Raw genomic sequence first — 26,582 nt, forward strand, 5'->3', positions numbered from 1 at the left:
CGAACAATTTTGAAAAGAAAGTTGGGCAATTTTAAGCAAAAAACTGTTGCAAAAATAATCCTTGGTGTGAGCCTGCTTGCATTTTTTCAATCTTTCGCTCAGAATCCAAACAAATCAATTCAAATAAACAACTCTTTTCTTCCTGTTTTATATTTGCTTTCGCCTAATTTATTTTATGCACTTGGATATAACTTTGACGATATTGAAATCTACGACTCAATGATTTTTGGCAGAGACACTGTTCAACAGGAGAGGTTGAAAATTCTTAAAGCCCCAGAAATTGACAGAAATATTTATTATCGCCAGAAATTACCAAACTATATAACATCAACTGCTTTTTTGGATAGTTCACTGAATGAATTCAGATATACCGAACTTTTCGATTCAACTGTCGTTAATAATACATATCCTGTAGACTTTGAACAATTTCTTTTGCAGAGAAAAAACTATATACAACATCAAATCTGGGATTCTCTTACAACAAGTTACGACTTGAAGAAAGCACTTTCAGGTGGTGATCTTGCCGCTTTAATTGGTCAATCTACCGGACTTACAATACCTATTCCCCCAAGCCCAATTTCAAGTATTTTTGGAAAACCAACAGTAAGTATCAATGTTAATGGCGAAGTGAATTTGAGAATAGGTTGGCGGTGGGATTCTCAAAATTTAGGGACTGTATCTTCTTTTGGGCAATCGCAATCATCCCCTATTTTCCAACAGGATATTAGAGTTAATGTTACGGGTCAGATTGGTGATAAATTACGATTAGGAACAAATTGGAATACTCGTCGTCAGTTCGAATATGAAAATGAGTTTAAAGTTGCATACGAAGGAGAGGACGACGATATAATTAAAAAGTTAGAGTTTGGAAATATTGATTTTCAAATTCCTTCAACTTTAATTGGAGGAGGCAGTGCATTATTTGGAGTTAGAGCAGATTTCCAATTTGGACCTTTGTTTTTGAAATCAGTGTTTTCTCAAAGACGTGGTCAAAGAAAATACGTTGATGTTCGTGGTGGAGCAAGCAAGCAGTATTTCTCAATACGTCCTTATGATTATGCAAAAAATCATTTCTTTTTAGATACTGCTTATTGGGAAGTATATAATGAATATTTCAAAAACACAACACCTATCATTCCTAAAAGTGCTGCAAATCTTAGAATTAAGCAAATCGAGGTTTGGGAAGCAATAACTGAAATTTCGAATCCACTTGTAGCAAATGCCGTTGCTATTGCTGATTTGCCCGGCAAAAAGCTAAGACAAGGTGAAGACTGGACATCTGCCGATAAGAACAGACCTATTCAGGCTGGTTTAGTAGAACGAGGCAGATTTATTTTGCTAGATTCTACAAAATACCATATCGATTATAATCTTGGCACCTTAACGATTTATAACTTACGTCAGGATCGCACTTATGGTGTTGTTTACCGTATCGAGGGAGAAACTCCCGATCCTAACGACGACATCTATTATGGAAAATTTTCAGATATGGTGGGTGAACGTGATACTTTAATTCTCAAGCTTATATATCGTCCCAACCTTGTCCCTGGATACAAAATCCTTTGGGATAGGCAAATGAAAAACAAATATTCAATAAATGCTTCAAATGTTAATATTTCGGAAACAAAAATTGGGATATGGTATTTTAGACAAACAAATGATTCGACTGACTTAATAGAAGGTGCAACAGATAAATTAGTTACAATTTTTGGTGTCGACCAAGTCAATAATTCTACTGGTGCAGTGCCTCCTGATGGGCAGTTTGATCTGAGACCACCGTTTTTTGATCCAATTCGCGGTGAAATCACTTTGCCACACGTTAAGCCATTCTCCGATGGATTAAGGCGGTATTTTGGAAAACTTGGAACACCCGAAATAGCAGAAATATATACTTTCGATCAAGTATATGATACCACATACGATGCTGCCAGAAGAAATACAGCAAGAGATAGATTTGTCATAAGTGGTGAAGTTTCAGGGCGTCAAACAAACAGAATTGCTTTAAATGCATTTTCACTTCCACCAAATAGCGTTAGAGTAACTCTGGACGGTGTTCCTTTGCGGGAATATGAGGATTATGTTGTGGATTATTATTCTGGGGTTGTGACAATTAGAAACCCAAGAGCCTCTCTTCCAAATGCAAATTTACGAGTAGAATATGAACAGCACGATATTTTCAATGTTGCAACTAAAACACTTGCCGGATTAAGAGCAGATTTAAATCTTTGGAAATCCAGAAATGCCAATGCCGGACTTGGTATGACTATGATGTATTACGACCAATCTGCTGTTATCGATAGAGTCCGGTTGGGAGATGAACCCGTTTCGAACTTTATGTTCGGTTTCGATGGACGAGCTAACTGGAATGCACCTTGGCTAACAAAAGCACTTGATTTACTGCCTTTCTACGATACAAAAGCACCTTCTTCTATGTCTCTAAAAGGTGAATGGGCAATGATTATGCCTGAACCTAATAAAAGGCGTTCTGAAATTTCATCAGACAATAATTTACCAGTAGTTTATGTTGATGATTTTGAAGGAGCACAAAGATATATTCCTTTGGGACTAATACCATCCCAGTGGCAACATTCTGCCCCACCAGAAGATATTTCTATTGATTCATCAGCAGAAGGCAGAACCAACTACCGCGCTAAAATGTTCTGGTATCAATATTTTATTCCTCGTGTTCCTATACGTGAAGTATATCCGAAAAACAAATCTTATCAACAAGGAAAGATGAATATTAATCCGCTCAATATTGTTTTCGAGCACGGAAAACGAGGCATATATAATAAAAATCCAGAATTTTTAGATCCAATTAATCCGCAATACGATCCTAATAATGATTTTGCTTCCAATCCACAAAATAAACCGAAAATTTGGGCTGGAATGACCCGCTTGCTTTCTTCTTTCAACACCAATTTCGATAATGAAAATATCGAATACATAGAAATTATGATGAGAGTCGGGCAGTGGGATCCGGGAAACACAAAAATGTATATTGATTTGGGGCAAATCAGCGAAGACATTATTCCTAATGGGATACCAAACAGTGAAGATGGCATAACACAAGCCAATCCTTTCCCAAACAATATAATAGACCCCGGTGAAGATGTTGGAATTGACGCAACTGACGATAAAAACGAAAAAGAGGAATATCCTTATCCATTGAATTTAGAAAATGATCCGGCAAGAGATAATTATCGTTTTAATTTCAATAAAAACGATCAGGATAGAGGTGAATCCGATTTTGAATTCTATAACAATTTCGAAGGTAATGCCAGCGTTTCGGAATTAGGGCAATTTCCAGATAAAGAAGCAATGAACCCAAACAATGGATTACAGATTAACCTTGATAATTCTTATTTTACTTATGAAGTAGATATTTTACCTGATCCTAATAACAATCCTCAAATTGTTGGCGGTAATCCGGAAAAAGGCTGGTATTTATATAGAATTCCTATCAGAAAACCAAAATCGTTTGTTGGAAATCCTCAATTTTCCAATATTCAATATGTGAGATTGCGTTTTCAAGGTGGAGTATTTCGTGGAGAAATAGCTGATTGGCGTTTAGTTGGTTCTCAATGGCTGCGTTCACACAATTTATCTGATGTTCCACCAAATGATAGTGTTCTTTCAGTTTCATTTGTAAATCTATGGGAAAATTCAGGTGAACCAGACTTTTATACTATGCCACCGGGAGTAAAAGCACCTCGATTGCTGAACAATCCTGATCCGACACAAGATATTCGGCTTAATGAACAATCATTGTCTTTATCGGTGCGTAATCTTCGTTGGGGCGAAGAGAGAATGGCAGTAAGATTTTTCCGCGCAATGGATATTTTCTATTATAAAAAGCTCAAATTTTTTATACACGGCGATGGTTCAATGCCATCAAATATGGTGGCAGGTGCAAAAGCAAAAGCGTACGCATTAATTCGTTTTGGAATAGATTCAGCTAACTATTATGAATACAGAAGACCTTTGTTACAAGGATGGCAGGATATTGAAATAAAGCTATCGGAATTAACTGCAATAAAACAAATTCGAGATACATCCTTGCAATGGAGTAAGCAAGTTTTTCCAGTCCCAAATGATCCACTTGCTACATTTGCTATAAAAGGAAATCCTATTCTTACTCGTGTTCAATTTTTTGGTATTGGTATTGCAAATCCATCAGATGCTTTTCAAGAGCTTTCCACTACTATGTGGATTAATGAACTTCGCCTATTAGATCCAGAATCTTCGAATGACTGGGCAGGTGTTGCCGGATTTAATATGCAGCTTGCAGACTTAGGTTCAATAGATGCTACTTTTAGCACATATCAACCAAATTTCCACCGAATTGAGGAACGTTTCGGGAACAGACTGCTCTCAACTAACTGGAATATCTCGATGAATGGCAATCTTGAAAGATTTGCACCAAAAAGTTTTTCACAAATGAAACTGCCTATCACTTACACACACGCAGAATTCAACGATAAACCTGTGTATCAAGCAAATTCTGATGTAAACTTAAACGAAGCAGCACGTGCTGCCTATGAGCGAGCACGTGCTGCCGGATTATCAGAAGAAGATGCAAATCGTGCAGCCCAGGAAGTTAAAACATCGTCTCAATCACTAAAAGTACAGGATAGCTGGGCACTTACAGGGGTTCGACTTGGAATCCCTATTCAACACTGGCTAATCAGCGAAACTTTCAACCGAGTTACTATTGGCTACTCTTACGCTCAGGAGTTTGAACGTTCCTCGCTATACAGGCAACGTTTCAACTGGATTTGGCGTTTGAATTTACAGTATGCTTTGCCTATTCCGGCATTACTAACGTTTACTCCTTTGACATGGATAGGCGACGCTCCATTTTTTGGTTCTTATAAAAATTGGAAAATTAGTTTACTACCATCAAATTTCACTGCTGGTCTTGATATGTCCCGCCGGCGGGCAACGGAGCAGTCAAGATTTTTAGATTTTCCAAGCCCTGTTATTCGTGATTTTACTGCAAATCGAACAGCAGGCTTCAATTGGAAACTTATCGAAGGTGGCTTTATTAATCCAATAATTGATTATAATTTTGCTACAAATTCGACACTTGTCCCGTTTGAATTAGATGAATTTGGACGACAACGCACTGGAAGCGAGATTGCAAGGCAAATATTCTTTAAAGATAAATTTATTGATTTAGGGAAAAATAATTTACATTCACAAAATTTTTCTGTCAATTTCAAACCTATTTTACCTAAAATTGCTAATATTGCTGCATATTTCGATATCTCTGGTGCTTTCAATACAACATACAATTGGAATAATCCGCTCCAGCAGGATCCAGCAATTCGAGATATTGCAAAATCAGCTGGCTTTAACAACAATATTCGAATAAATCAATCTATTAAACTAAAAGCTATGTCAGATGAATGGTTTGGAATTAAATCCCAACCAATAGGTCGTCGCTTTGGACAGCCCGATACAAGTAGTAGCAACAATTTAGGTGGAATAGCTAAATTCTTTAAAACTATATTTTTAGATTGGGAAAAGTTAGACTTTACATTTAATCAAACAAATTCCGCACAAAATCCAGGTGTATTTGGTGGCACAGGGCTTTCTAATGTATGGGCAAGAAACTTTTTAGGAAGACAAAGCATTGAAATGTTTGGACCATCTACCCCATACCAATTAGGGTTAGTTAGTTCACCACACGGTGATTTTCAGATGACTGGAAGCAACAAATTCCCCTATTTTGGTTTCAAAACAAGCAAAGGAAGACGTCCACCAAATGCTGTTCTACAGGAAAATTTCGCTCAAAATTCTACATTAGAAATGAGAACATCTCGTCCATTGTGGGAAGGAGCAACACTCGATATCAATTGGAAAACTTCTAAGGGATACAACAGAAATCAAACTATTGAAACTGATGAATTTGGTCATCCACATCCACGTAATGTAATTGTAACCGAAACATTTAATCGAACATTTATTACTTTTCCAACTATTTTTGGTTTCAACCCATTCAATAATACAATTGAACACGTTGTTGAACTATATAATCAGAGGAAAGCAGGAATTATTAATTCCAATCTTGATACAGTTAGCAAAAATCAGAAATTACTTGAAGCACTAAATAGATCTTTCTATGAAGGACTTGAGATGTTTTCACTTACTGGTGGAAAAGTTGGTAAATTCTTGCCAAGTCTGAACTATGGAATTCGCTGGGAAGGACTCGAAAAATATGATTTCTGGAAAGATTATGTTAAAAAAGTTACGGTTGATCACGTTTATACTTCGACTTATCAGGAGAGCGCTTCTATTACAGATAACGGTCGTTCCGTGCAGAACCAAATTGTGCAATATGGTTTTAATCCAGTAGTTGGCGTCACAGCAAATTTTGATGAAGATAAATTCGATGGACAACTTACTGCAAATATCAAATGGGTCTCGCAAACATCTTATCAATTGAATGCTGCAGGACGTTCTACAATTTCCAAGCAAACTACTAACGAAATCACAGCCCAAGCAAGCTATATGAAGCGTGGGTTCGAGTTTCCTCTCTTTGGTATTCGTTTACAAAATGATTTGGAATATAGTTTTCTCTTTACTTTTAAAGATAATTCAAATACTACTTTTGATGTATTAGACCGTTCGAGTTTTACAGGAAAAAATAAAAATGGTAGAACACTAACGGGTAATAAACAGATTATTGTTGAGCCTCGAGCACGTTACTCGATGAGTAACCGCGTTACAGCTTCTTTATTCTTCCGATACGAAGGAACATTCAACGAAGGTGCCGCCCAACCTGGTTTCCATACAACACAAGTTGGATTAGATATTCGAATTTCAATTGCTGGCGGCAGATAATTCATTACAATAATAATATTCTCGAATAAAAAATTCCAGTATTGAAAAAAAATCAGGAATTTTTTTATTTTTTTACAATATCAGATTTTTTAGTTCGTTTTTAATATCAGATTTTTTTATCTGATTATAAAAGGAGAAAAAATGTTAAGAAAAGTAATACAAATCGATGATGAAAAATGCAACGGTTGTGGTATTTGCGTAACTGCTTGCAACGAAGGTGCAATCCAGATTATTGATGGAAAAGCCCAGCTTATTAACGAAATATTTTGCGATGGTCTTGGAGCATGTATTGGTGAATGCCCCGAAGGAGCAATAACTGTTATTGAACGTGAAGCAGAAGCTTATGATGAAATAAAAGTAATCGAAAAATTATTGAATGAAAATTCTATGAAAGTATTGGAAGCACACTTAAAACATTTAAAAGATCACAATGAAATGCTCTATTTTAATCAAGCAATGGACTATTTGAAAGAAAAAGGGGTAAAAGTCGAGCTGGAAGACAAGAAAAATACAATGGCTTGTGGTTGCCCGGGTTCGATGGCAAGAGAAATCAAGCGACCTAAAACAGAAACTTTAGAAAATAAGAGAGAAAGAATACCATCACAATTAGAGCAATGGCCTGTTCAGCTTCATTTGGTAAATCCGATAGCTTCGTTTTTCAACGGACGCGAAATGTTAATAATGTCTACTTGCGGTCCAATAGTAAGTGCTAATGTTCACGAAGAATATATAAAGAACAGAAGTGTTGTCGTTGCATGTCCAAAGCTTGATAGGACAGAACCATATATTCCCAAATTAGCGGCAATTTTTGAGCACAACGAAATACCTAAAATTATTGTTGTAAGAATAGAAGTTCCTTGTTGTGGTGGACTTAGTTACATTACAGTTGAAGCAGCCCGAATGAGTGGCAAACAAAATCTAACAATTGAAGAACACACTCTTTCAGTAGAAGGTGAACTAATAAACAAACAAATTTTATTTAAAAATTAAGGAGAAAATCAATGTTTTGCTATCAATGTGAACAAACAGGAAAAGGTGGTTGCCACACTAATGTAGGAGTTTGCGGCAAAGACAACAAAACCGCAATCTTTCAAGATGTTTTGATGTTTGCAATCAAAGGGCTTGCATATTACTTGAACAAGATGAAAGGGAACAGCCAAATACGTCTTGAACACAAAATTGCTATCATTGAAGGATTATTCACAACTGTTACTAACGTCAATTTTGATGCTTCACGTGTGAAAGAAGTAACCCGAAAAATTTCTGAAATGATAGAAGAATTAAGAAAAAATTATAATGCAGTAGAAGATATACCTCATATTCGCAAATCAGAGAAATTTCAGTTTATAGATGATGATGAATTAATGCTTGAATTTGGAGATACTATTTCAATTGAAAAGCGTAAAGAAGAAGTTGGACGTATTGTGGCGGGGATGGAAGAATTAATTATTTATGGAATTAAAGGTTTGGCGGCATATGCAGACCATGCATATATACTTGGCTACACAGATGATAAATTGCTTGACGAAATTATAGAACTTGTCGATTTTATGAATTACGAGCATAATCTCGATGAATTAATCCCGATGGCTCTTAAAGTTGGAGAATTGAATTATCGAGTAATGGAATTGCTTGATAGTGCAAACACAGGGTCTTATGGACATCCTGTTCCAACTAAAGTAAGAATTACACCGGTCAAAGGAAAGGCAATTTTAGTATCAGGACATGATTTGAAAGATTTACACGAACTGCTTAAACAAACAGAAGGTAAAGGTATAAACATCTATACACACGGAGAAATGTTGCCAGCACACGGTTATCCTGAACTAAAAAAATACAAACATCTTGTCGGAAATTATGGTGGAGCTTGGCAGGATCAACAAAAGGAGTTTGAAGAGTTTCCTGGGGCAATTCTAATGACAACAAACTGTATTCAAAAACCTCGCGAAAGTTATAAAAAACGTATTTTTACATCAGGACTTGTTGCTTGGGAAGGTGTTCGCCACATACAAAATTATGACTATTCGGAGTTAATTGAAGAGGCACTTGCTTGCGAAGGTTTTATTGAAGATGCTGAAGAGAAATACACTATGACTGGATTTGCTCATAATGCAGTATTAGGAGTTGCGGATAAAGTCGTTGAAGCAGTAAAAAATGGAGAAATAAAACATTTCTTCCTGATAGGAGGTTGTGATGGGGCAAAAAGCGGAAGGAATTATTATACAGAATTTGCAACGAGTGCTCCCCAAAATACAATTATATTGACACTTGCTTGCGGAAAATACCGCTTCAATAAATTTGAATTTGGTGAAGTTGCTGGTTTGCCTCGTCTACTTGATGTTGGTCAATGCAACGATGCATATTCTGCTATTAAAATAGCGATAGCATTAGCTGAAGCCTTCAAAACTGACGTGAATAGTCTGCCGCTTTCTTTAATTCTCTCGTGGTACGAACAAAAGGCTGTTGCAATTTTGCTTACTCTCCTATACTTAGGTATCAAAAACATTAAACTTGGTCCGTCGCTTCCAGCATTTTTAGAACCTGAAATTATTGATTTTCTTGTAAAAACATATAATATTGCACCGATAACAACAGCCGAACAAGATATGAAAGAAATACTCAGCGTATAAAAAACTTCAAATACCTAAAAAATAGAGGCTGCCTATCATAAAGGCAGCCTCTTTTGATAAGAATTTTGTTATTTAGTTACTGTTGAATGTTTTTTGCGCCCGTCAGCGACTCTGATGGAGAACGAGGAATACTTACAATACCACTTACAATTACCCATTTGTCTTTTTCACGACGTAAGGTTCTTGCGGCTCTAACCTGATAGGTGTTTTCAAAGTTCTGCTTTTTAACATATAACTGAACGCCATAAATTATCGAAGCAAAATTACCATATGGATCCATTTCGATAAAGACATCGTAAGGTTCACCATACTTCATCAAGTCGTATTCTTGCCATTGTTCGAGCATTTTTTGTTTATAATCTGAAAAAGTAGTAATCACTTCACCAGAATCAGTTCCAAAAAACACCACTTCACCTGCCAAAGTTGGGATCATAGCCCCAAAATCTTTCTTTTCGTATGCTGTGTGAAAAGCTTTAATGGTTTCCAATACTTTGTCTTTCTCAATTCTGATTCTTTCTGGTGAGAGAGCTACTTTTTCTTCTTTACAGGATGAAAAGATAAATGCAAACGATAATAAAATTAGTACGAACTTTTTCATAAATACTCCGAATAGATTATATTTCTTATTATTTAAAACCAAAATCTTGTGAAAAGTTACAAAATATTAACTATTTTTCAAAATAAATTATAATCGTGATTGTTTATTTTTACGCTTGTTTCGATTTTTTTGAGTATTTATGAATTATTTATTATGATCACAATCGGTAAATTTTAAGAATTTCCTTTTATATTATGGACTTATAATGTATATTTATTGTTTGTGTGAAATGATATTTTTGCAAAATATATTTAGGAAAAACTAATGGAAATCAAATCTTTAGACTTGTTTTTGCAAATTGCTAAAAGCCGTCCTAAACGCAAAGTTGTAGTTGCTGCCGCAGAGGACGAACCTGTTCTTCAAGCTATTACTGCTGCTGAAAAAGAAGGAATAGTCGATGGACTTTTAGTTGGAAACACCGAAAAAATCAAGCATTATGCTGATGAATTGAAATTGGATATTTCACATTTTGAAATAATTGATGAGAAGGATCCAGCCAAAGCAGCCTGCAAAGCTGTTGGCTTAGTTAGAGAAAATGCTGCACAAATTTTGATGAAAGGACTTGTTTCGACAGCTGATTTTCTTCGTGCAGTGCTAAACCGTGAGCAAGGCTTGCGAAAAGATGAATTACTTAGCCATATCGGATTTTTTGAAGTGCCTGCATACCATAAGGTAATTGCACTCACTGATGCTGCTCAAAATATTTGCCCAACTCTCGAAGAAAAAATTTCCATTTTGAGGAATGCAATTTCTGCATTTCACAAAATCGGTGTTAGTTGCCCAAAGGTAGCTTTGCTTGGTGCAGTTGAAACTGTTAATCCCAAAATGGAAAATACACTACACTCTGCGATTATCACTCAGATGAACAGACGTAAGCAACTTAAAGGCTGCATCATAGACGGACCATTAGCATTTGATAATGCGGTTTCGCTCGAAGCAACTCAACACAAAGGAATTGAAAGCCCTGTTGCTGGTGATGCAGATTTACTTTTTGTTCCAAATATTGAAGTTGGCAACGTTCTCTATAAGTGTTTTACATATTTCTCTGGAGCAACTGTTGCAGCAACTATTCTTGGTGCTGCCTGTCCAATTGTGCTTACATCCCGAGCAGATAGTGATAAAAGCAAACTTATGTCAATAGCATTATCAACATCTATTTCTGATTAGGAGAGTAATTATGCAAATATTATCAATTAATCCTGGTTCAACTTCAACAAAGATAGCTGTATATGAGGATTTAAATCCTGTTTTTGTCCAGAATTTAAAACATAGTACAGAAGAATTATCACCATTTAATAAAATTATTGACCAATACGATTTCAGAAAAAAAGTTATTTTAGAATTTCTTGAAAAGAATGGTGTTGATGTTCATTCTTTTGACGCCGTAGTTGGACGTGGTGGACTGCTCAAGCCAATTCCTGGTGGAGTGTATCGGGTTAATCAAACAATGATAGACGACCTTAAAAAAGGTTTACAGGGAGAGCATGCATCTAATCTTGGTGGACTTATTGCTTACGAAATTGCTAAAGCTGCTGGCTGCGAAGATAATGCATTTATTGTAGACCCTGTTGTAGTAGATGAACTTGATGAATTAGCAAGATTTTCGGGACATCCTTTGTTGCCAAGAAGAAGCATATTTCACGCTTTAAATCAAAAGGCAGTAGCAAGACGTTTTGCACGTGAACATTCCAAGAACTATAATGAACTTACACTTATTGTGGTTCATCTTGGTGGTGGTATTTCTGTCGGCTTGCATAAAAACGGTAAAGTGATTGAAGTTAATAATGCATTAGACGGAGATGGTCCATTCTCACCGGAGCGTTCTGGTTCGTTGCCAGTTGGCGACTTGGTAAGTCTTTGTTATTCTGGTAAATATGAACTACAAGAAGTAAAAAAAATGATTACCGGGAAAGGCGGATTTGTTGCATATCTTGATACAAATGATGCATATGAAGTTGAAATTCGGGCATTAGAAAAAAATGATGAAGAAGCCCGCAAAGTATTTTTTGCTATGGCATATCAAGTTGCAAGAGAAATTGGTTCGCTTGCTCCAGTAGTTTCTGGGAAAGTGGACGCTATTCTGATAACCGGTGGTATGGCTCGTTCCAAGCCTCTTACTGAATATTTAACTGAACACGTTAAATTTATTGCACCAGTTCATTTGTACCCTGGCGAAGATGAAATGCAAGCATTATCCGAAGGTGTTTACTACGGTATTAAAGGCGAAATTGAAATTAAAGAATATAAATAATCTTGAAAAAATCAGCCATAATTTTAATGAAAAATCCCCGATAATTTTCGGGGATTTTTCTTTTGTTAAATATCAACTGATTAATGAAGCTCTTTTCTCAATCACATGTTCGAACGACTTCTATTGTTATTCTTCGGTTTTGTTTACGAATGTTTTCAAGTTCATCACGAGATATTTTTTTCAGAGAAGCACCCTTTGGTTCTTGAATTTTCGGTTTCGATGAACCGAAGCCTATTGTTCTTGCAATTTTATATTCTGAAACACCTTGTTCTATTAGCCATTGACGCACTTTTTTAGCACGTAAATCAGACAATTCCTGGTTACGCTTTGGATTTCCTTCTTCGGATGCATGCCCTTCAATTGATACTTGCAAGCTATCGCACTGATTAATGTATTCAAGTAACCTCATAAGATTTCGAATTGTTCCTGGGTATTCGAAATTAAACAAATCAGTATTCACAATAAATAGAATATCCGGGAAGTCTGTTTTTGTTCCAATTTTTGGAGGTTCAGGACAACCATTTTTGCCTTTCACATCAGAAGGCACACCGGGAGCAAGTGGGCAGTCGTCTTCTCCATCAATTATTTTATCGCCATCTGTATCTGGATTTAGTGGATCAGTTTTAAATTTCAATACTTCATCACCATCTGTAAGTTTATCGTTGTCAGTATCTGGATTAATAGGATCGGTTTTATAGACAAATATCTCGTCGTAATCTGATAGTCCATCATTATCGGTGTCAATTTTCAATGGATTAGTTTTATAAACAAGTATTTCGTCGCCATCAGAAATCTTATCGCTATCGGTATCGCGATTTGTTGGATCAGTTTTGTAAACAAATATTTCATCGTAATCGTTTAACTTATCGTTGTCAGTATCAGCAAGTAACGGATTTGTCTTGTATTTTAATACTTCATCACCATCAGAGATCCCATCGTTATCAGTATCAATTACTAAAGGATTAGTCTTATATACTTTGACTTCATCGCCATCAGTTAGTCCATCACTGTCTGTATCCGGATTAAGTGGGTCGGTCTTGTAAATAAAGATTTCTTCATAATCTGTAAGCTCATCACCGTCTGTATCCGACTTAAGCGGATTAGTTTTATAAGTAAGAACTTCATCGCCATCAGAAACACCTTCTCCATCCGTATCGCGACTTAGCGGATTGGTTGAATATATTTTTACTTCATCGCCATCGGTTAAGCCATCACCATCTGTATCCGGATTAAGTGGATCAGTTTTAAATTTCAATACTTCATCACCATCTCCAAGCCTATCACCATCTGTATCATATTTTAACGGATCGGTTTTCCTTGCAATCTCTTCCCCGTCTCCAAGTCCATCGCCGTCGGTATCATATTTAATTGGAGAAGTTTTATATGTATATATTTCATCATAATCAGTAAGACCATCGCCATCTGTATCTGGTTTCCGAGGATCTGTGTAATAAATCAACACTTCATCACCATCGTTAATACCGTCGCCATCAGTGTCTGGATTTCGAGGATCTGTTCCTAATGCTCTTTCTCTTGAATTACTAAGTCCATCTTTGTCGTAATCAGCAACTCCAAAAACATAATACGAAAATCCGAGACCGAAATTAACTAATTGATCGGCTGATGAACTTGCATTGGAAGCTTCTTTCTTTGATAAATCGTCAAAATATTCACTCATTCCAAAACGGTAAGTTCCTTTTGCATTAAAAACCAAATCATCTGTGAGATAAATTTCGAAACCAAGACCAACAGGAAAGATAATTTTATTTTTGTCATATGTATTACTTTGATTGTTTGGCAAAGCACCACCATAACCAGTATTTCCAGCTTTAGGCTCCCAATTCATAAAGCCTACACCACCGAACAAATATGGCACTAAACTTTGTGTAGGAAATAAATTAACAGAAGCAGTAATGTCGCCACTCATCCAACGAATAGAATTCATATCGCGAATTCTTATGGTAGTATTAGGATAGAAGTCTCCAATTTGAGCATTATTGCCGAAATACTCGGGATATTTTTGCAGAACTTTTTCGTCGGTTTTATAGCGAACTTGTCCTAAATTAAACGTACCTTGCAAAGAAAATGAAGACGTTAAATTAAGACGCATTGTGAGGTCGCCTGCCATCCAAAATTGATTGTCAGTAAAATCGCCCCAATATTTGTTTAAACCATAAAGAAATCCTACAGAAAATCGCCCACCCTCGCTTTGAGAAAACAATGAGTAAAGAGGGAGAAGTGTAATTATCGTGTAAAAATAGATTTTTTTCATATTGAATTGAAGAACATTGAACATACTGCAAAAAAATAGACGTAGTCAAATAGTAATATTGTAAAAGCGAAAAAATAAACTTAGTCGTCTCTATCTTGTATTTTGTTAATAATTTGATTAATTAAAGGTAGTTTATGGAAATGTATGATGTTGTAGTATTAGGAAGTGGTCCGGCAGGACTTACAGCTGCACTATATGCAAGCAGAGCTAATTTAAAAGTAGTAGTTCTGGAAGGTTTGCAACCAGGAGGGCAGCTAACAATTACAACGGAAGTTGAAAATTTCCCTGGTTTTGAAAACGGTGTTCAAGGTCCGGAAATGATGGATATTTTCCGTCGTCAGGCTCAACGTTTTGGTGCCGAAACTGTATTCGAAATAGCAACAAAAGTAGATTTTTCAAAGAGACCATTTACAATTCATACAGCTAATGGAAAAGAATTCAAAAGTAAAGCGGTAATAATTGCAACCGGTGCATCAGCGAAGTTACTTGGATTACCTTCTGAACAAAAATATTGGGGTGCTGGTATTTCGGCATGTGCGACTTGCGATGGTTTCTTTTATCGTGGTAAAAAAGTATTTGTGGTAGGTGGCGGAGATACTGCTCTGGAAGAAGCAATTTATCTTACTAACCATGCTTCATCAGTTACAGTAATTCACCGTCGCAATGAATTCAGAGCCTCGAAAATTATGGTGGATAGAGCAAAATCTAATCCGAAAATTAGTTTAATTTTAGATTCAGTTGTTGAAGAGTTTCTTGGTGAAGAAAAAAACGGAATAAAGTCGCTCACCGGAATTAAAGTAAGAAATGTTAAAACAAATGAAATATCAGAACATGCTGCAGATGGAGTATTTATTGCTATCGGACATAAACCAAATACAGATATTTTCACAAATATTATAAATTTAGATGAGAATGGATATATCATTACTGAGGGCAAATCAACTTATACAAATATTCCTGGTGTTTTTGCTTGTGGTGATGTGCAGGATCACGTTTACAGACAGGCAGTAACAGCTGCCGGAAGTGGATGTATGGCTGCGATTGATTGCGAACGTTGGTTAAACGCAAATCCATTAGAATAATTCTATAATATTAAGCAGGGATGCTACAAAGTGTCCCTGCTATTTTTCTAAAAGTTCTTTAATTTTAGCAAGTCCTTTTTCGTGATCTTTTCCAACCATATCGTCATAGAAAAAGTTAAAATATCTTCCAAACGGGTAATCGAGTTCCATTTGCATTCCCCATCGAACTTTTGTGCTATTTTCGCTTATTTTTTCAAAATGCATTATATCGTTTGCCTCACTTTTCCAAGGTTTGATGAAAACAATTTTTGATTTTAATAATTTGTTTTGTTGTAATTCAATACGTTCCAAATAACCTGAACCCAAAGAATCTCCCTCCCATTCAATTTTGGAGCCAACATCCCTGTTGTTGTTAGTTACAGAAAGCACTAAATCTTTTTCCATATCAGTCCACGGATTCCAATCTTTAAAGTTCTCTAAATCCAACAAATAATAATAAACACTGTCTATTGGTTGATTTATTACTATCTCTCTTTCGGAATATGCTTGATTTGGAAGGAAAAAAGGAATTGCAAACAATAAGAAAATAAATATACCTATTACAATTAGTATAAATCTGAAAATTTTCATAAATTCTCCTTTAAATATGGAAATTTTAAGTAAAATATGAATAAATTTTTTTTCATCAAAATAAAAATTTAATATGACTGATTTCAATTATTTATGGAATAAACTGAAAAATAATGTGGGGAAAAAGTATAAATATAATTACTTTATTCCTGAACTTTGGATTGAAAAAGATAGCACTCGAAAAATCAATGTTGATCCTTATGATTTTTTTTCTGAACGTTTAGATAGAATATTGGAACTATCGAAAGATAAATCATCCGATTGTGATATTGTATATAACCTATTTGTTCGATATGCAACTTCATTCGATCATTTGGGTAGCAACGATTTACTCAATGTTCCAACTGATTCCTTACGTCAAACAGGGACATTTCTTAAAAGCATTACTATTCTCCCCTATTTAAAGAAGTTAGGAGTTGGTACTATTTACTTACTGCCCGTTACTTCTATTGGGAAATATGGAAAAAAAGGGAATTTAGGAAGCCCTTATTCGATTAATAATCCATACAAATTGGACGAAAGCTCAGCCGAGCCACTACTTGAAATGACAGTAGAACAGCAATTCAAAGCTTTTATTGAAGCCGCCAAGCTGCTTGGAATGAAAATAGTAATGGAATTTGTTTTTCGGACTGCATCAATTGATAGCGAACTTGCTTTGCATCATCCTGAATGGTTTTACTGGATATATGACACAGAAGAAGAATTTCGTCCACCAAAATTTGACGAAGAAACACTAAAAATAATTAAGCAAAAGATTGATCTTGGAGATTTTGATAATCTTCCACTTCCAGGTTCAAATTATCTAAACAAGTTCGCAAAAAAACCAAGAAGAGTTTTATATGCAAAAAATGGTAAAATCATTGGATATACAGACGATGAGAAACAACTGACAATTCCAAGTGCTTTTGCTGATTGGCCTCCTGATGATAATCAACCATTATGGACTGATGTAACTTATCTGAAATTACATAATCATCCTGATTTTAATTTTATAGCTTATAATACTGTAAGAATGTATGATCGGATTTTCGAACAACCAGAATATGAAAACGCTCCTCTTTGGGAACATATTAAGCAAATTGTTCCATATTATATTAATAATTTTGGAATTGATGGTGCAATGGTAGATATGGGACACGCTATGCCTGAAAAATTGATGAAATCTATTATTGAACACGCAAGAAAAATCAAGCCTGATTTTATATTTTGGGAAGAAAATTTCTCAGTTACTTCAAAATCAAAAGAGGAAGGATACGATGCTGCGTTAGGATATGTTCCATTTGATAGCCATAATTGCCTGAAAATGAAGGAAATAATTAGTAAGTTCGAAAACAAAGAATTTCCGATAAATTTTTTCCTTACACCTGAAAATCATAATACTAAACGTGCTGCAAGTAGAGAAGGTAGCACTGATTTTTCAAAAATGATTTGGTTAGTTCTATCTTTTCTTCCGTCTATTAAATTTATTCACAATGGTTTTGAACTTGGTGAGAGAATGCCTGTAAATACAGGCTTGGGGTTTGCCGAAGATGAAATCAAGCAGTTCCCGACCGAAAGACTTCCGCTTTTCTCAGCTATTGCACTCGATTGGACAAATTCAGATAATCTAATCTATTACATTCAACAAGTTAATTTAGCCCTGAAATATTTGAAATTGCATTTTCAGATAACTAATTTTGAAAATTTCAAACTTCTTGAAACCAGCGAAAATTTGCTGGCTTTTATGATTGAAAAGAAAATATTATGTGTAGCAAACTATTCTAATGAGAAATTAGAATTGCTGCTCAAAGAATTAAAAATTGATACAGAAATATATCATTTCAATATTGTTAATCATACAAGACAAAAGGTTGAGAACTCGATCTTGCTCGAAGCCTTTAGTGGTTCAATATTTTTATTGGAATAATTTTGAATGATATTGATTTTTAGAAGTAAGATATTACTACAAGCTATTTAGTAAACTTTCATTTTGAAGGTGCCATTTTATTGTATTGTTCATTCCTGTTTCGAAGTCAATTTCGGGTTGCCATCCTAAGAGAACCTTGGCTTTGGAAATATCAGCACCTGTTTCACTCATATCTGCATTGTTAAAAGGTTGGTATTCAATTAGTGCTTTACGATGCAAAGTATTTTCGATGAGTTCAATCATATAATTAATACTGACTGGGCTTCTCCCGCCACCTAAATTAATAATTTCATATCCAAGAGGTTTCATAGAGGAAAGAACACCATTAGCAATATCTTCGATATATGTAAAATCACGTTTCTGGCTCCCATCACCATAAATTGTAATTGGAATACCCTTTCTTATTTTTTCGATAAACTGGAAGTAGCTCATATCTGGACGCCCTGCCGGACCGAAAACAGTGAAAAACCGAAGAACTGAAACATCAATTGCGTATAGATGATGATAAGTGTATGAAAGCAACTCGGCTGATTTTTTTGTTGCAGCGTATTGAGAAATAGGATAATCAACCTGCATATTTTCCCGGAAAGGAACTTTTTCACCAGCATAAACTGAACTGCTCGAAGCAAGCACAAATTTATTAATAGAATATTTTCTCATTAATTCAAGAAGGTTCAGAGTGCCTACAATATTTGTGCTAACATATATGTATGGATTTTCGATACTTGCACGGACTCCAGCACGAGCAGCAAGATTAATTACTGAAACAAAACTATTGCTTGCAAATAATTCTTCGAGTTCAACAAAATTTTCAACATCTATATTGTAAAACTGGAAATCACAGAAATTTTGTAATAATTTTAATCTATGAAATTTTAATTTCGGGCTGTAATAATTATTAATATTATCAACTCCAACAACGAAATATCCATTTTTAAACAGTAATTCAGCTACTTTTGAGCCAATAAATCCTGCAACTCCTGTAACTAATATTTTCTCTTTAGTTGTCAAAACTTAATTCCTTTAGTCAATAAAAAATCTTTAATTTTTTGTGCCATTACCTGGGAATGTTTTCCTAAGTTATCAGAAAAAAACAAATTTAAGCAATATTCGTAATCCCAGTTTTTAGTTTTATCTTGCAAAACTTTAACAATTTCACTACTAAGCTCATCAAAATTAGCAATTCTAATTGTATATTTTTCAAGTAATTCGTAAATTTCTTCTGATAATCGACCTTTGATAGGAATTTTAAAAGTAAAAATCGGCTTTAGAAGCAACATAAATTCGGCAATTATTGAACTAACATCAGCTACAAAAGCATCTGAGATAAGCATATACTGATAAATTTCTTGATTAGAAATTAATTTAACATTTTTAGTGTTCTTTATCTTTTCAACAATGTGTTTGCTTACCCAAGGATGTAAAGTAACGAGTACATTGTTATTTTTCGATATTTCTTCAAGTCGGTCGTACCAGAAATGAACTCCAGCGATACCGGATTTATCCCAAGTAGAAGAAAAAAGAATAGTTGGTTTATCTGGATAAGCTAGATTCTGTTTCAATTTGAAAGCGGCATTCTTTGTAGCTTCATCAAAAAGTGTATCGCATTTTGGAAAGCCACCATATTCAGCATTTTTTATTCCTAATTTAGTAGCTTGCTCAACTTCTGAAATTGAAGTAAAGAAAAATAAATCGAATTTGTTGTATTTATCAGCAGAAATAAAATTTTTAAAGTGGTATGCCCCGTGTCTCAACCCAATTTTAATTATTTTTGGTGAAGGAAATAGGTGCAAGCTATGCCGAGCCATCAAGACAACATCTGGGAATGCCGGATAAATCAGACAATTTATGCCATACTTTTTATTTATTTCTTGTGATAATTTTTTATTTTTTGCGATTACTTTAACTTCTGGAAGTAATTGATGAACATTTCGAAAAATCTCGTAATCCAATAATTCGTGGCAATAAAATGCAATTAAATGGTCTTTTCTAAAAATCTCAGAGATTCTCCATAAAAAAGAATAAGGTATTTTCAAAAGAATTTCAGAAAAAACCATTATCAATTTCCTTTATGAACCAACACCTAAAAACTTCGCTAATCCATAAGCGAGTTCATCTTCGAAGGCGCAACGTTCATACACTTTTTCCCATAAACCATTTTTCTTAATAAAATACCCATTATTCTTAACAATTACGTTTATTCCAAAGTGTAGAGCCTGAAATTCCAGTAGTTTATATTGATTATCGCGATTATCGAAGATAATATCCATCGAAAGGTAAGGGGTGTCCGGAAAAGCATTCTTGAACTGCTCGGCTGACGAAAGTAATTCATCGTCAATTTCAAAATTTATATCAAAATTTTTTGCTCCACTTGCGCGAAAATCCCCTTTTCGATTGTGCCGCTTGATGACATAATATTTATCGTAAATAGCAAGCACACGATAGTCGAACAATTGCCCGGGTATATATTCTTGAACTGCAAATCTAATATCCTTAGTAATATAATTTTTATACTCAAGGTAATCTTTATAATTATTGTAATCTGGATATTCAGGATATTTTTTATTTTTTCGGAGATATCTGCGTCGCAGCAAATCTAATTTTTCGTAAAGCTTTGTGCGACTGAACTGTTTCAAATACTTATTAACATCATTAATATTCTTGCATAAAAAAACACCTTTGCCGTTCGAGCCATCTATTGTTTTGACAACAAAAGGAAATTGAAGGTCGATAGAATGAATATCATCGATGCAAGAAATGTAATATCCTTTCGGAGCATTGACCTTTCGAACTTTCTTTAATAATTCCTGATAACCTTTATTTTCGTGAGAACGAAGTAAATCAATAGAAGGAATAAGTTTATTATTGAACTGATTTAAGATTTCAGCAACATCTTTAATATAAAAACGTAAATTTTCTTTTTGGCTGAAATGGTAAAAAATCGTCTCATTGCTTGGGATTTCGTTACTCGCAGCAACTAACGGGAATGTAGAAACCTTGCAATTAATACCGTAATGAGAAAGATTTGAAATGAATTTTTGTGTATCAATACTTACCCAAGGCTTACGAGTTTGCCCGAAAAAATTATTTTTATCAGTGAATAATAATATTTCCATAAAAAAATTGTGATTTTCGGTTTATCTCATTAAATCATTATAGACAACAAATGCCATAAATAAAAGCAGTATTATTAACCCACCTTGCTGAATTGCCATTTTAACTTTGACAGGCACTTCGCGACGCATTATTGCTTCAATAATGACAAAAATTAAATGTCCGCCATCAAGAGCAGGGAAAGGAAGAATATTTAATACAGCAAGGGAGACCGAAAGTAAAGCAACAAAGCTAAGGAAACTAATTAAACCACGCTCAGCTTGCTGTCCAGCTTGCTTTGCAATCATTATAGGTCCTCCGATTGATTCACGGAAGGACATGTTTCCTTTGATTATCTGCCCAATAGAACTAAACAATAAATTTACAGAAGAAACAGTTTGATTCCATCCAAAAGCAAACGATTCAAGTAATCCATATTCTTTGATTGATGTTTTTCCCTGGTAAATTTGAGCAATTTGAACACCGATTGTGCCCTTTTCGTCTGGTTTTATTGAGTCTCCAAGAATTTTATTTCCACGTTTCCATTGGATATATAGATTTTTGTTAGGGTTTGCTTTTAAAATATCGACAAATTGGCTGACTGCACCAATTGGTTCACTATTGATGGAGTAAATAGTATCATCCTTTTTTAATCCGGCTTTTTGAGCAGGCTTATCAAAAATTGATGCAAGAATAATTGTATTTGTGCTTTCAGGTTCGATACCAAGATTTTTTTGTTCAGCAAGAAGTCTTATAAACTGGCTTCCATCTGCTTTAAGAGTTACCTTTTCGTTGTCGCGTAATACTTCAACTATTCGATTTTTCCCAAATTTTTCAGTAGTCAAAATTTTAATAACATCGTTCCAATTATTAACTGAAACACTGTTGATTGAAAGAATTTTGTCGCCTTGCTCCAAACCTAAAAAGTCTCCAACTGATTCTTTTTTTACGTATCCAACAGTTGTAGTATCTAAGGTTTGTTCTCCTTTGAAAAAAATAATTCCAGCAAAAATGCTAATTGCAAGAATTACATTGAACAAAACTCCCGCAGAGAGAACAAAAGCTTTTTGAAACGGATTTTTTGCACGGAATTCATAGCTCTGTGGTGGTTTAGAGATGAAATCGGCATCCATTGATTCATCGACCATACCAGAAATTTTGACGTAACCACCAATCGGAAAGGCAGCAATCCTGTAATCAGTATTCCCTTGCAAATCTATATCTTCTGGCAGTTTTCCGAAAGTAAATCCAGTAACTTTGTTATATCCGAAGAGCCTCCATCCCATACCAATTGAGAAAACTTCGGCTCTCATACCTGTTAATTTAGCAGCTAAAAAATGTCCTAATTCGTGAATTAGAACCAATATTCCGATAACAATAATAAAATAAAAAATATCAGTTAATGCACCCATAATTCAACTATAAATTTGTTATGAAATTACTTGTTAATTTTCTTGTTAGTTTATCAATATTGACAATTTCATCTATTGTAGGATTTTGCTTTATTTCAATTTCGCCAAGAGCAAACTGGATAACTTTGTGTATTTCAGTAAATTTAATTCTATCGTTGAGAAATGCTTCGACTGCAATTTCATTTGCAGCATTTAACACAGCAGGAGCAGTTCCGCCAATTTCAAGAGCTTTGTATGCTAAATCAAGACAAGGGAATTTCCCGACATCTGGTTTGAAAAATGTCAAACTTCCAATTTGAGCTAAATCAAGTCTTGGGAAATCATACTTTAATCTATTTGGATAGGTCAAAGCATATGAAATTGGTATTCTCATATCAGGCAAACCTAATTGTGCTTTGATCGAACCATCAACGAACTGCACCATCGAATGAATGATACTTTGAGGATGGATAACAACATCTATCTGGTTAATTTCAACTCCGAACAACCAGTATGCCTCAATTACCTCGAAACCTTTGTTCATCATAGTTGCGGAATCAATAGTAATTTTATTGCCCATACTCCAATTAGGATGTTGCAAAGCTTCACGAGCAGTAATGGCATCAAATTCAGATGTTTTTTTATTTAGAAATGGTCCGCCAGAAGCAGTAAGTATTATTTTTTCAATTGACTTGTTGTTCTCGCCGACTAAACTTTGCAAAACAGCACTATGTTCGCTATCGACAGCAATAATTTTAGAGCCAGATTTTTTTGCTTCACGAGTAATAATTTCTCCTGCTGCAACGAGTGTTTCCTTGTTGGCAAGTGCTATATCAATTCCTTTCTCTATAGCTTTCAAAGTAGGCAAAACACCTGAAAAACCTACCAGCGATGATAGTACAATATCGTTTTCACTATCTGCGGCTGCTTGAATCACCGCATCTTCACCATAAAGTATCTCACCCTTGAAATTGGTTGTTTTTAGAAAATCGCGATAGTATTCTTCTTCCTTAATTACAACTCCCTTTGGATTGAATATCTTAGTTTGTTTTTCAAGTTCCTCAATGTTTTTATTGACTGTTAAATAACCAATTTCAAACATTCCATTTAATGAACTCACAACATCAAGCGTTTGCTTGCCAATCGAGCCGGTGGAGCCAAGTATTGTAAGTATTTTTTTATTTTGTCTCATTTTTACATAAACTCATTGGTAATATCTTTATCTTTTCTAACAGAAATAAAGCGAAATTTATCAATTCCTATTGTATCGCTTTGTTGAACAACGATTTTAACAAAATATTTGAGCATTAAGCGTGAAATTATTGAAAAAGTTCCTTCCGTGATATAAGCAGCAATGTTTGGATGAACCTGAAGAATTAATTTAAATTCGCGGCTGTTTTTTCGGAAGTTTTTAAGCCATCTTTCAATTGTATTAATCAATACTGATTTTGAAATAATTCTGCCAGTTCCGTTGCAAACGTGGCAAATTTCGCTTGTTTTTTCTTCAAGGTTTTGATTAATTCGCTGGCGAGTAATTTGCATTAATCCCAATTGAGTAAGCGGAAAGCAAACAGTTTTTGCTCTATCTTTTGCCAAAAGCCTTGTCATTTCCTGAAATAATTTTTTCTTATTGCTTTCTTGCTGCATATCGATAAAATCGATGATAATCATTCCGCTTAAGTCGCGCAATCTGATTTGACGAGCAATTTCATTTGCAGCTTCGATATTAGTTTTGAAAGCATTTTTTTCCTGGTCGGTTTCGTTACTTCTGCCGGAGTTTACATCAATTACGTGCATTGCTTCGGTATGGTCAAATACAACATCGCCACCAGATGGAAGGTTTACAGTTCTGCGGAATGTTTTAGCAAGTTCTTTTTCTATACCGAAGGCTTCGAAAATTGGATGGTCTCCGTTGTATAATTCAACTTTTTCGATTAAATGAGGTGAATTGATTTTTAAATAATTTATTATTTCTTTATGTAATTTTTTTGAATCAACGGCGAGTAATTTCACATCCTGGTCAAACAAGTCGCGGACAACGCTTGTGGCAAGTCCTAAATCCTGATAAACAAGTCCTGGTTTCTTCAAGTTTTCAGCTTTTTGATGAACCATTTTCCAAATATCAAGCAAATAGTTCCAGTCGCGACGCAGTTCATCTTCACTTTTGCCTTGGGCAGCCGTTCTGATTATTCCACCATAACCTTCCGGGAGAATGCTTTTTGCAAGCTGACGCAGTCGCCGCCTTTCCACATAAGAAGCGATTTTTTTAGAGACACCCAGAACATTATCGAAAGGAAGCAACACTGTATAACGTCCGGGAATTCCCAGCTTTGTTGTAACTTTCATTCCTTTGCTGTGGTAAGCTTCGCGAATTACCTGAACAAGAATTAACTGCCCGGGTTCAAGATTGATATCAACTGCACCAGATTTTTTCGTATGAAATTTTACTTTTTGAATTAATGATTTCTTTTTTGTGTCCTTTTTCGACTTAGGTGTCTTTTTATCGTTTAAGTTATTGCTTTCGTTATCATCATCTTCGAAAAACAAATTTTTATCATTTGAATCATCAATATCAGAAAAATGCAAAAATGCATCTTGATTTAAACCAATATCTATGAAAGCAGCATTTATTCCTGTAACAATTTTACTAACCTTTCCTAAATAAATGTTTCCAATGGATTTTTCTTTTTCTGGAAGTTCTATATAATACTCGCTAAGGCGACCATCTTCGGTAATGGCTATTCTTACTTCGTTAATAGCAGCATTTATTACAATATCTTTTTTCATTTTCTAAATATTTTTTCCAAATCACTCAATTAATAAAACACAAAATTACATAAAAATATGTATTTTTTTGCTAAATTAGTTTATTAATTAGTCTCGGCTAATACCATAATTTTATAATTATTCGAAATTTTTGTATTTTTGTAAAAAAGTTGATTATAGGTTATGTCTGAAAAAATAAATATAAATCCTGAAAGCGACATTGAACTGATTGATGAAGTAAAGCTTGCTGCAAAAGTGATTTTATTTAATGATGATTGGCACACTTTCGACGAAGTAATCAATCAAATAATAAAAGCTACCGGATATAATTACGAGAAAGCAGAGGCAATTACTTATGAAGTGCATAATAAAGGGAAGGCAATTGTCTATTCTGGTGAATTAGCTAAGTGTATTCAAGTAAGTTCTGTATTAGAAGAAATTCAACTTCGCACTGAAATCCAACTTTAATTTTCTTAATGCATTTTTAACATTTGTTTTAGTCAATTGACTGATAATTAGTATTTTTGAATAATGAAAACAGTTGAAGTATTTAATAGAGAAGTCAAAACGATTGCGAATAATCGCAAGGCGCGCCACGATTTTATTGTATTACAGTCAATTGAGTGTGGTATTGTTCTATATGGTACAGAGGTGAAATCATTACGTCAGGGAAAATGTAGTTTACAGGAGGCATACGCTACATTTCAAGGGGAAGATTTATATTTGGTAAATTTTCATATTGCTCCTTACGAGCACGGGAACCGTGAAAACCACGAACCAAAACGTCCACGAAAGCTGCTTGTTCATAAACGTGAAGCATTGAAACTAAAATCTGCAGTTGCCGAAAAAGGCGTAACATTAATTCCACTTTCAATCTATTTTTCCGGACATCTTGTAAAAGTAGAAATTGGCTTGTGCCGCTCTAAAAAGAAATATGATAAACGTGAAACTACCAAAAAACGTGAAACCGAACGCGAAATCCAAAGAAAATATAAAGTATAAAATGCTTGTTTGCTTTTCTAATTAATACTAATTATTTGTTTATTCTGATTACCAATATTAATTTCAACTATTTCAAAATTATTTTGCAGTCTAATACGTTACTTCTTTTATTTAACGATTACTGAAAACAGGAAATGACAGACTACCCATATTATGTTAAGGAAAAATGCTA

The 26,582-nt window shown here is 34.7% G+C and carries 18 protein-coding genes; 9 read left to right on the forward strand and 9 right to left on the reverse strand.

All coding sequences use genetic code 11. The annotated features are described in order from the left end of the window. Positions 1–9 precede the first annotated feature (9 nt). The 3 genes from sov (at position 10) to hcp (ending at position 9,479) form a co-directional block, all read left to right on the forward strand. Entirely contained in the window at positions 10–6,849 is a 6,840-nt protein-coding gene (gene sov / locus ACY2LT_RS03880; protein ID WP_491816529.1) for a T9SS outer membrane translocon Sov/SprA, read from the forward strand. A gap of 141 nt (positions 6,850–6,990) precedes the next feature. Continuing rightward, complete coding sequence (locus ACY2LT_RS03885) at positions 6,991–7,839, forward strand: ATP-binding protein (protein WP_491816530.1); 849 nt, start codon at positions 6,991–6,993, stop codon at positions 7,837–7,839. A gap of 11 nt (positions 7,840–7,850) precedes the next feature. Beyond that, positions 7,851–9,479 (forward strand): hydroxylamine reductase, encoded by a 1,629-nt coding sequence (hcp, locus tag ACY2LT_RS03890; protein WP_491816531.1) that lies wholly within the window; start codon positions 7,851–7,853, stop codon positions 9,477–9,479. 76 nt (positions 9,480–9,555) lie between these two features. Here the strand turns inward: hcp and ACY2LT_RS03895 are convergent, their stop codons facing one another. Then, a complete protein-coding gene (locus tag ACY2LT_RS03895; protein WP_491816532.1) occupies positions 9,556–10,077 on the reverse strand; it encodes a nuclear transport factor 2 family protein in 522 nt (173 codons plus the stop codon). Between the two features lie 264 nt (positions 10,078–10,341). Between ACY2LT_RS03895 and ACY2LT_RS03900 the strand changes: the two genes are divergently transcribed. Both ACY2LT_RS03900 and buk read left to right on the forward strand, forming a co-directional pair. After that, the gene (locus ACY2LT_RS03900) at positions 10,342–11,244 is read left to right on the forward strand and encodes a bifunctional enoyl-CoA hydratase/phosphate acetyltransferase (protein WP_491816533.1); all 903 of its coding nucleotides are present in this window, start codon (positions 10,342–10,344) and stop codon (positions 11,242–11,244) included. 10 nt (positions 11,245–11,254) lie between these two features. Then, positions 11,255–12,328, forward strand: a complete 1,074-nt coding sequence (gene buk / locus ACY2LT_RS03905; RefSeq protein ID WP_491816534.1) for a butyrate kinase — start codon at positions 11,255–11,257, stop codon at positions 12,326–12,328. Positions 12,329–12,425: 97 nt separating this feature from the next. On the opposite strand, the gene ACY2LT_RS03910 is transcribed toward buk, so the two are convergent. Then, positions 12,426–14,600, reverse strand: coding sequence for an OmpA family protein (locus tag ACY2LT_RS03910; RefSeq protein ID WP_491816535.1), 2,175 nt, complete (start codon positions 14,598–14,600; stop codon positions 12,426–12,428). 134 nt (positions 14,601–14,734) lie between these two features. Between ACY2LT_RS03910 and trxB the strand changes: the two genes are divergently transcribed. Further along, on the forward strand, positions 14,735–15,682 hold the full coding sequence (trxB, locus tag ACY2LT_RS03915; RefSeq protein WP_491816536.1) for a thioredoxin-disulfide reductase: 948 nt from the start codon (positions 14,735–14,737) through the stop codon (positions 15,680–15,682). Positions 15,683–15,721: 39 nt separating this feature from the next. Here trxB and ACY2LT_RS03920 read toward each other — a convergent pair whose 3' ends face one another. After that, positions 15,722–16,252, reverse strand: coding sequence for an SRPBCC family protein (locus ACY2LT_RS03920; RefSeq protein ID WP_491816537.1), 531 nt, complete (start codon positions 16,250–16,252; stop codon positions 15,722–15,724). Positions 16,253–16,325: 73 nt separating this feature from the next. On the opposite strand from ACY2LT_RS03920, the gene ACY2LT_RS03925 reads away from it, so the two are divergent. Continuing rightward, positions 16,326–18,158 (forward strand): alpha-amylase family protein, encoded by a 1,833-nt coding sequence (locus ACY2LT_RS03925; protein ID WP_491816538.1) that lies wholly within the window; start codon positions 16,326–16,328, stop codon positions 18,156–18,158. A gap of 36 nt (positions 18,159–18,194) precedes the next feature. Here the strand turns inward: ACY2LT_RS03925 and ACY2LT_RS03930 are convergent, their stop codons facing one another. From ACY2LT_RS03930 to ACY2LT_RS03955, 6 genes are read right to left on the reverse strand one after another with little or no spacing between them, the layout of a single operon-like run. After that, positions 18,195–19,169 carry an NAD-dependent epimerase/dehydratase family protein gene (locus tag ACY2LT_RS03930; protein ID WP_491816539.1) on the reverse strand — a complete coding sequence of 325 codons (975 nt, stop codon included), beginning with the start codon at positions 19,167–19,169 and terminating at the stop codon, positions 18,195–18,197. After that, complete coding sequence (locus ACY2LT_RS03935; protein ID WP_491816540.1) at positions 19,166–20,215, reverse strand: CDP-glycerol glycerophosphotransferase family protein; 1,050 nt, start codon at positions 20,213–20,215, stop codon at positions 19,166–19,168. Before ACY2LT_RS03935 ends, ACY2LT_RS03930 begins: the two co-directional genes overlap by 4 nt. 12 nt (positions 20,216–20,227) lie before the next feature. Continuing rightward, on the reverse strand, positions 20,228–21,274 hold the full coding sequence (locus tag ACY2LT_RS03940; RefSeq protein WP_491816541.1) for an ATP-grasp domain-containing protein: 1,047 nt from the start codon (positions 21,272–21,274) through the stop codon (positions 20,228–20,230). A 21-nt stretch (positions 21,275–21,295) separates the two neighbouring features. Further along, on the reverse strand, positions 21,296–22,663 hold the full coding sequence (rseP, locus tag ACY2LT_RS03945; RefSeq protein WP_491816542.1) for an RIP metalloprotease RseP: 1,368 nt from the start codon (positions 22,661–22,663) through the stop codon (positions 21,296–21,298). A gap of 7 nt (positions 22,664–22,670) precedes the next feature. Next, positions 22,671–23,834 (reverse strand): 1-deoxy-D-xylulose-5-phosphate reductoisomerase, encoded by a 1,164-nt coding sequence (locus ACY2LT_RS03950; protein WP_491816543.1) that lies wholly within the window; start codon positions 23,832–23,834, stop codon positions 22,671–22,673. A gap of 2 nt (positions 23,835–23,836) precedes the next feature. Then, positions 23,837–25,429 carry an Rne/Rng family ribonuclease gene (locus tag ACY2LT_RS03955; protein ID WP_491816544.1) on the reverse strand — a complete coding sequence of 531 codons (1,593 nt, stop codon included), beginning with the start codon at positions 25,427–25,429 and terminating at the stop codon, positions 23,837–23,839. A 162-nt stretch (positions 25,430–25,591) separates the two neighbouring features. Between ACY2LT_RS03955 and ACY2LT_RS03960 the strand changes: the two genes are divergently transcribed. Then, a complete protein-coding gene (locus ACY2LT_RS03960; RefSeq protein ID WP_491816545.1) occupies positions 25,592–25,876 on the forward strand; it encodes an ATP-dependent Clp protease adaptor ClpS in 285 nt (94 codons plus the stop codon). Between the two features lie 63 nt (positions 25,877–25,939). Further along, positions 25,940–26,410, forward strand: coding sequence for an SsrA-binding protein SmpB (gene smpB / locus ACY2LT_RS03965; RefSeq protein ID WP_491816546.1), 471 nt, complete (start codon positions 25,940–25,942; stop codon positions 26,408–26,410). The last annotated feature ends 172 nt before the right edge of the window (positions 26,411–26,582 follow it).

Source organism: Eximiradius proteiniborus (genome assembly GCF_058546985.1).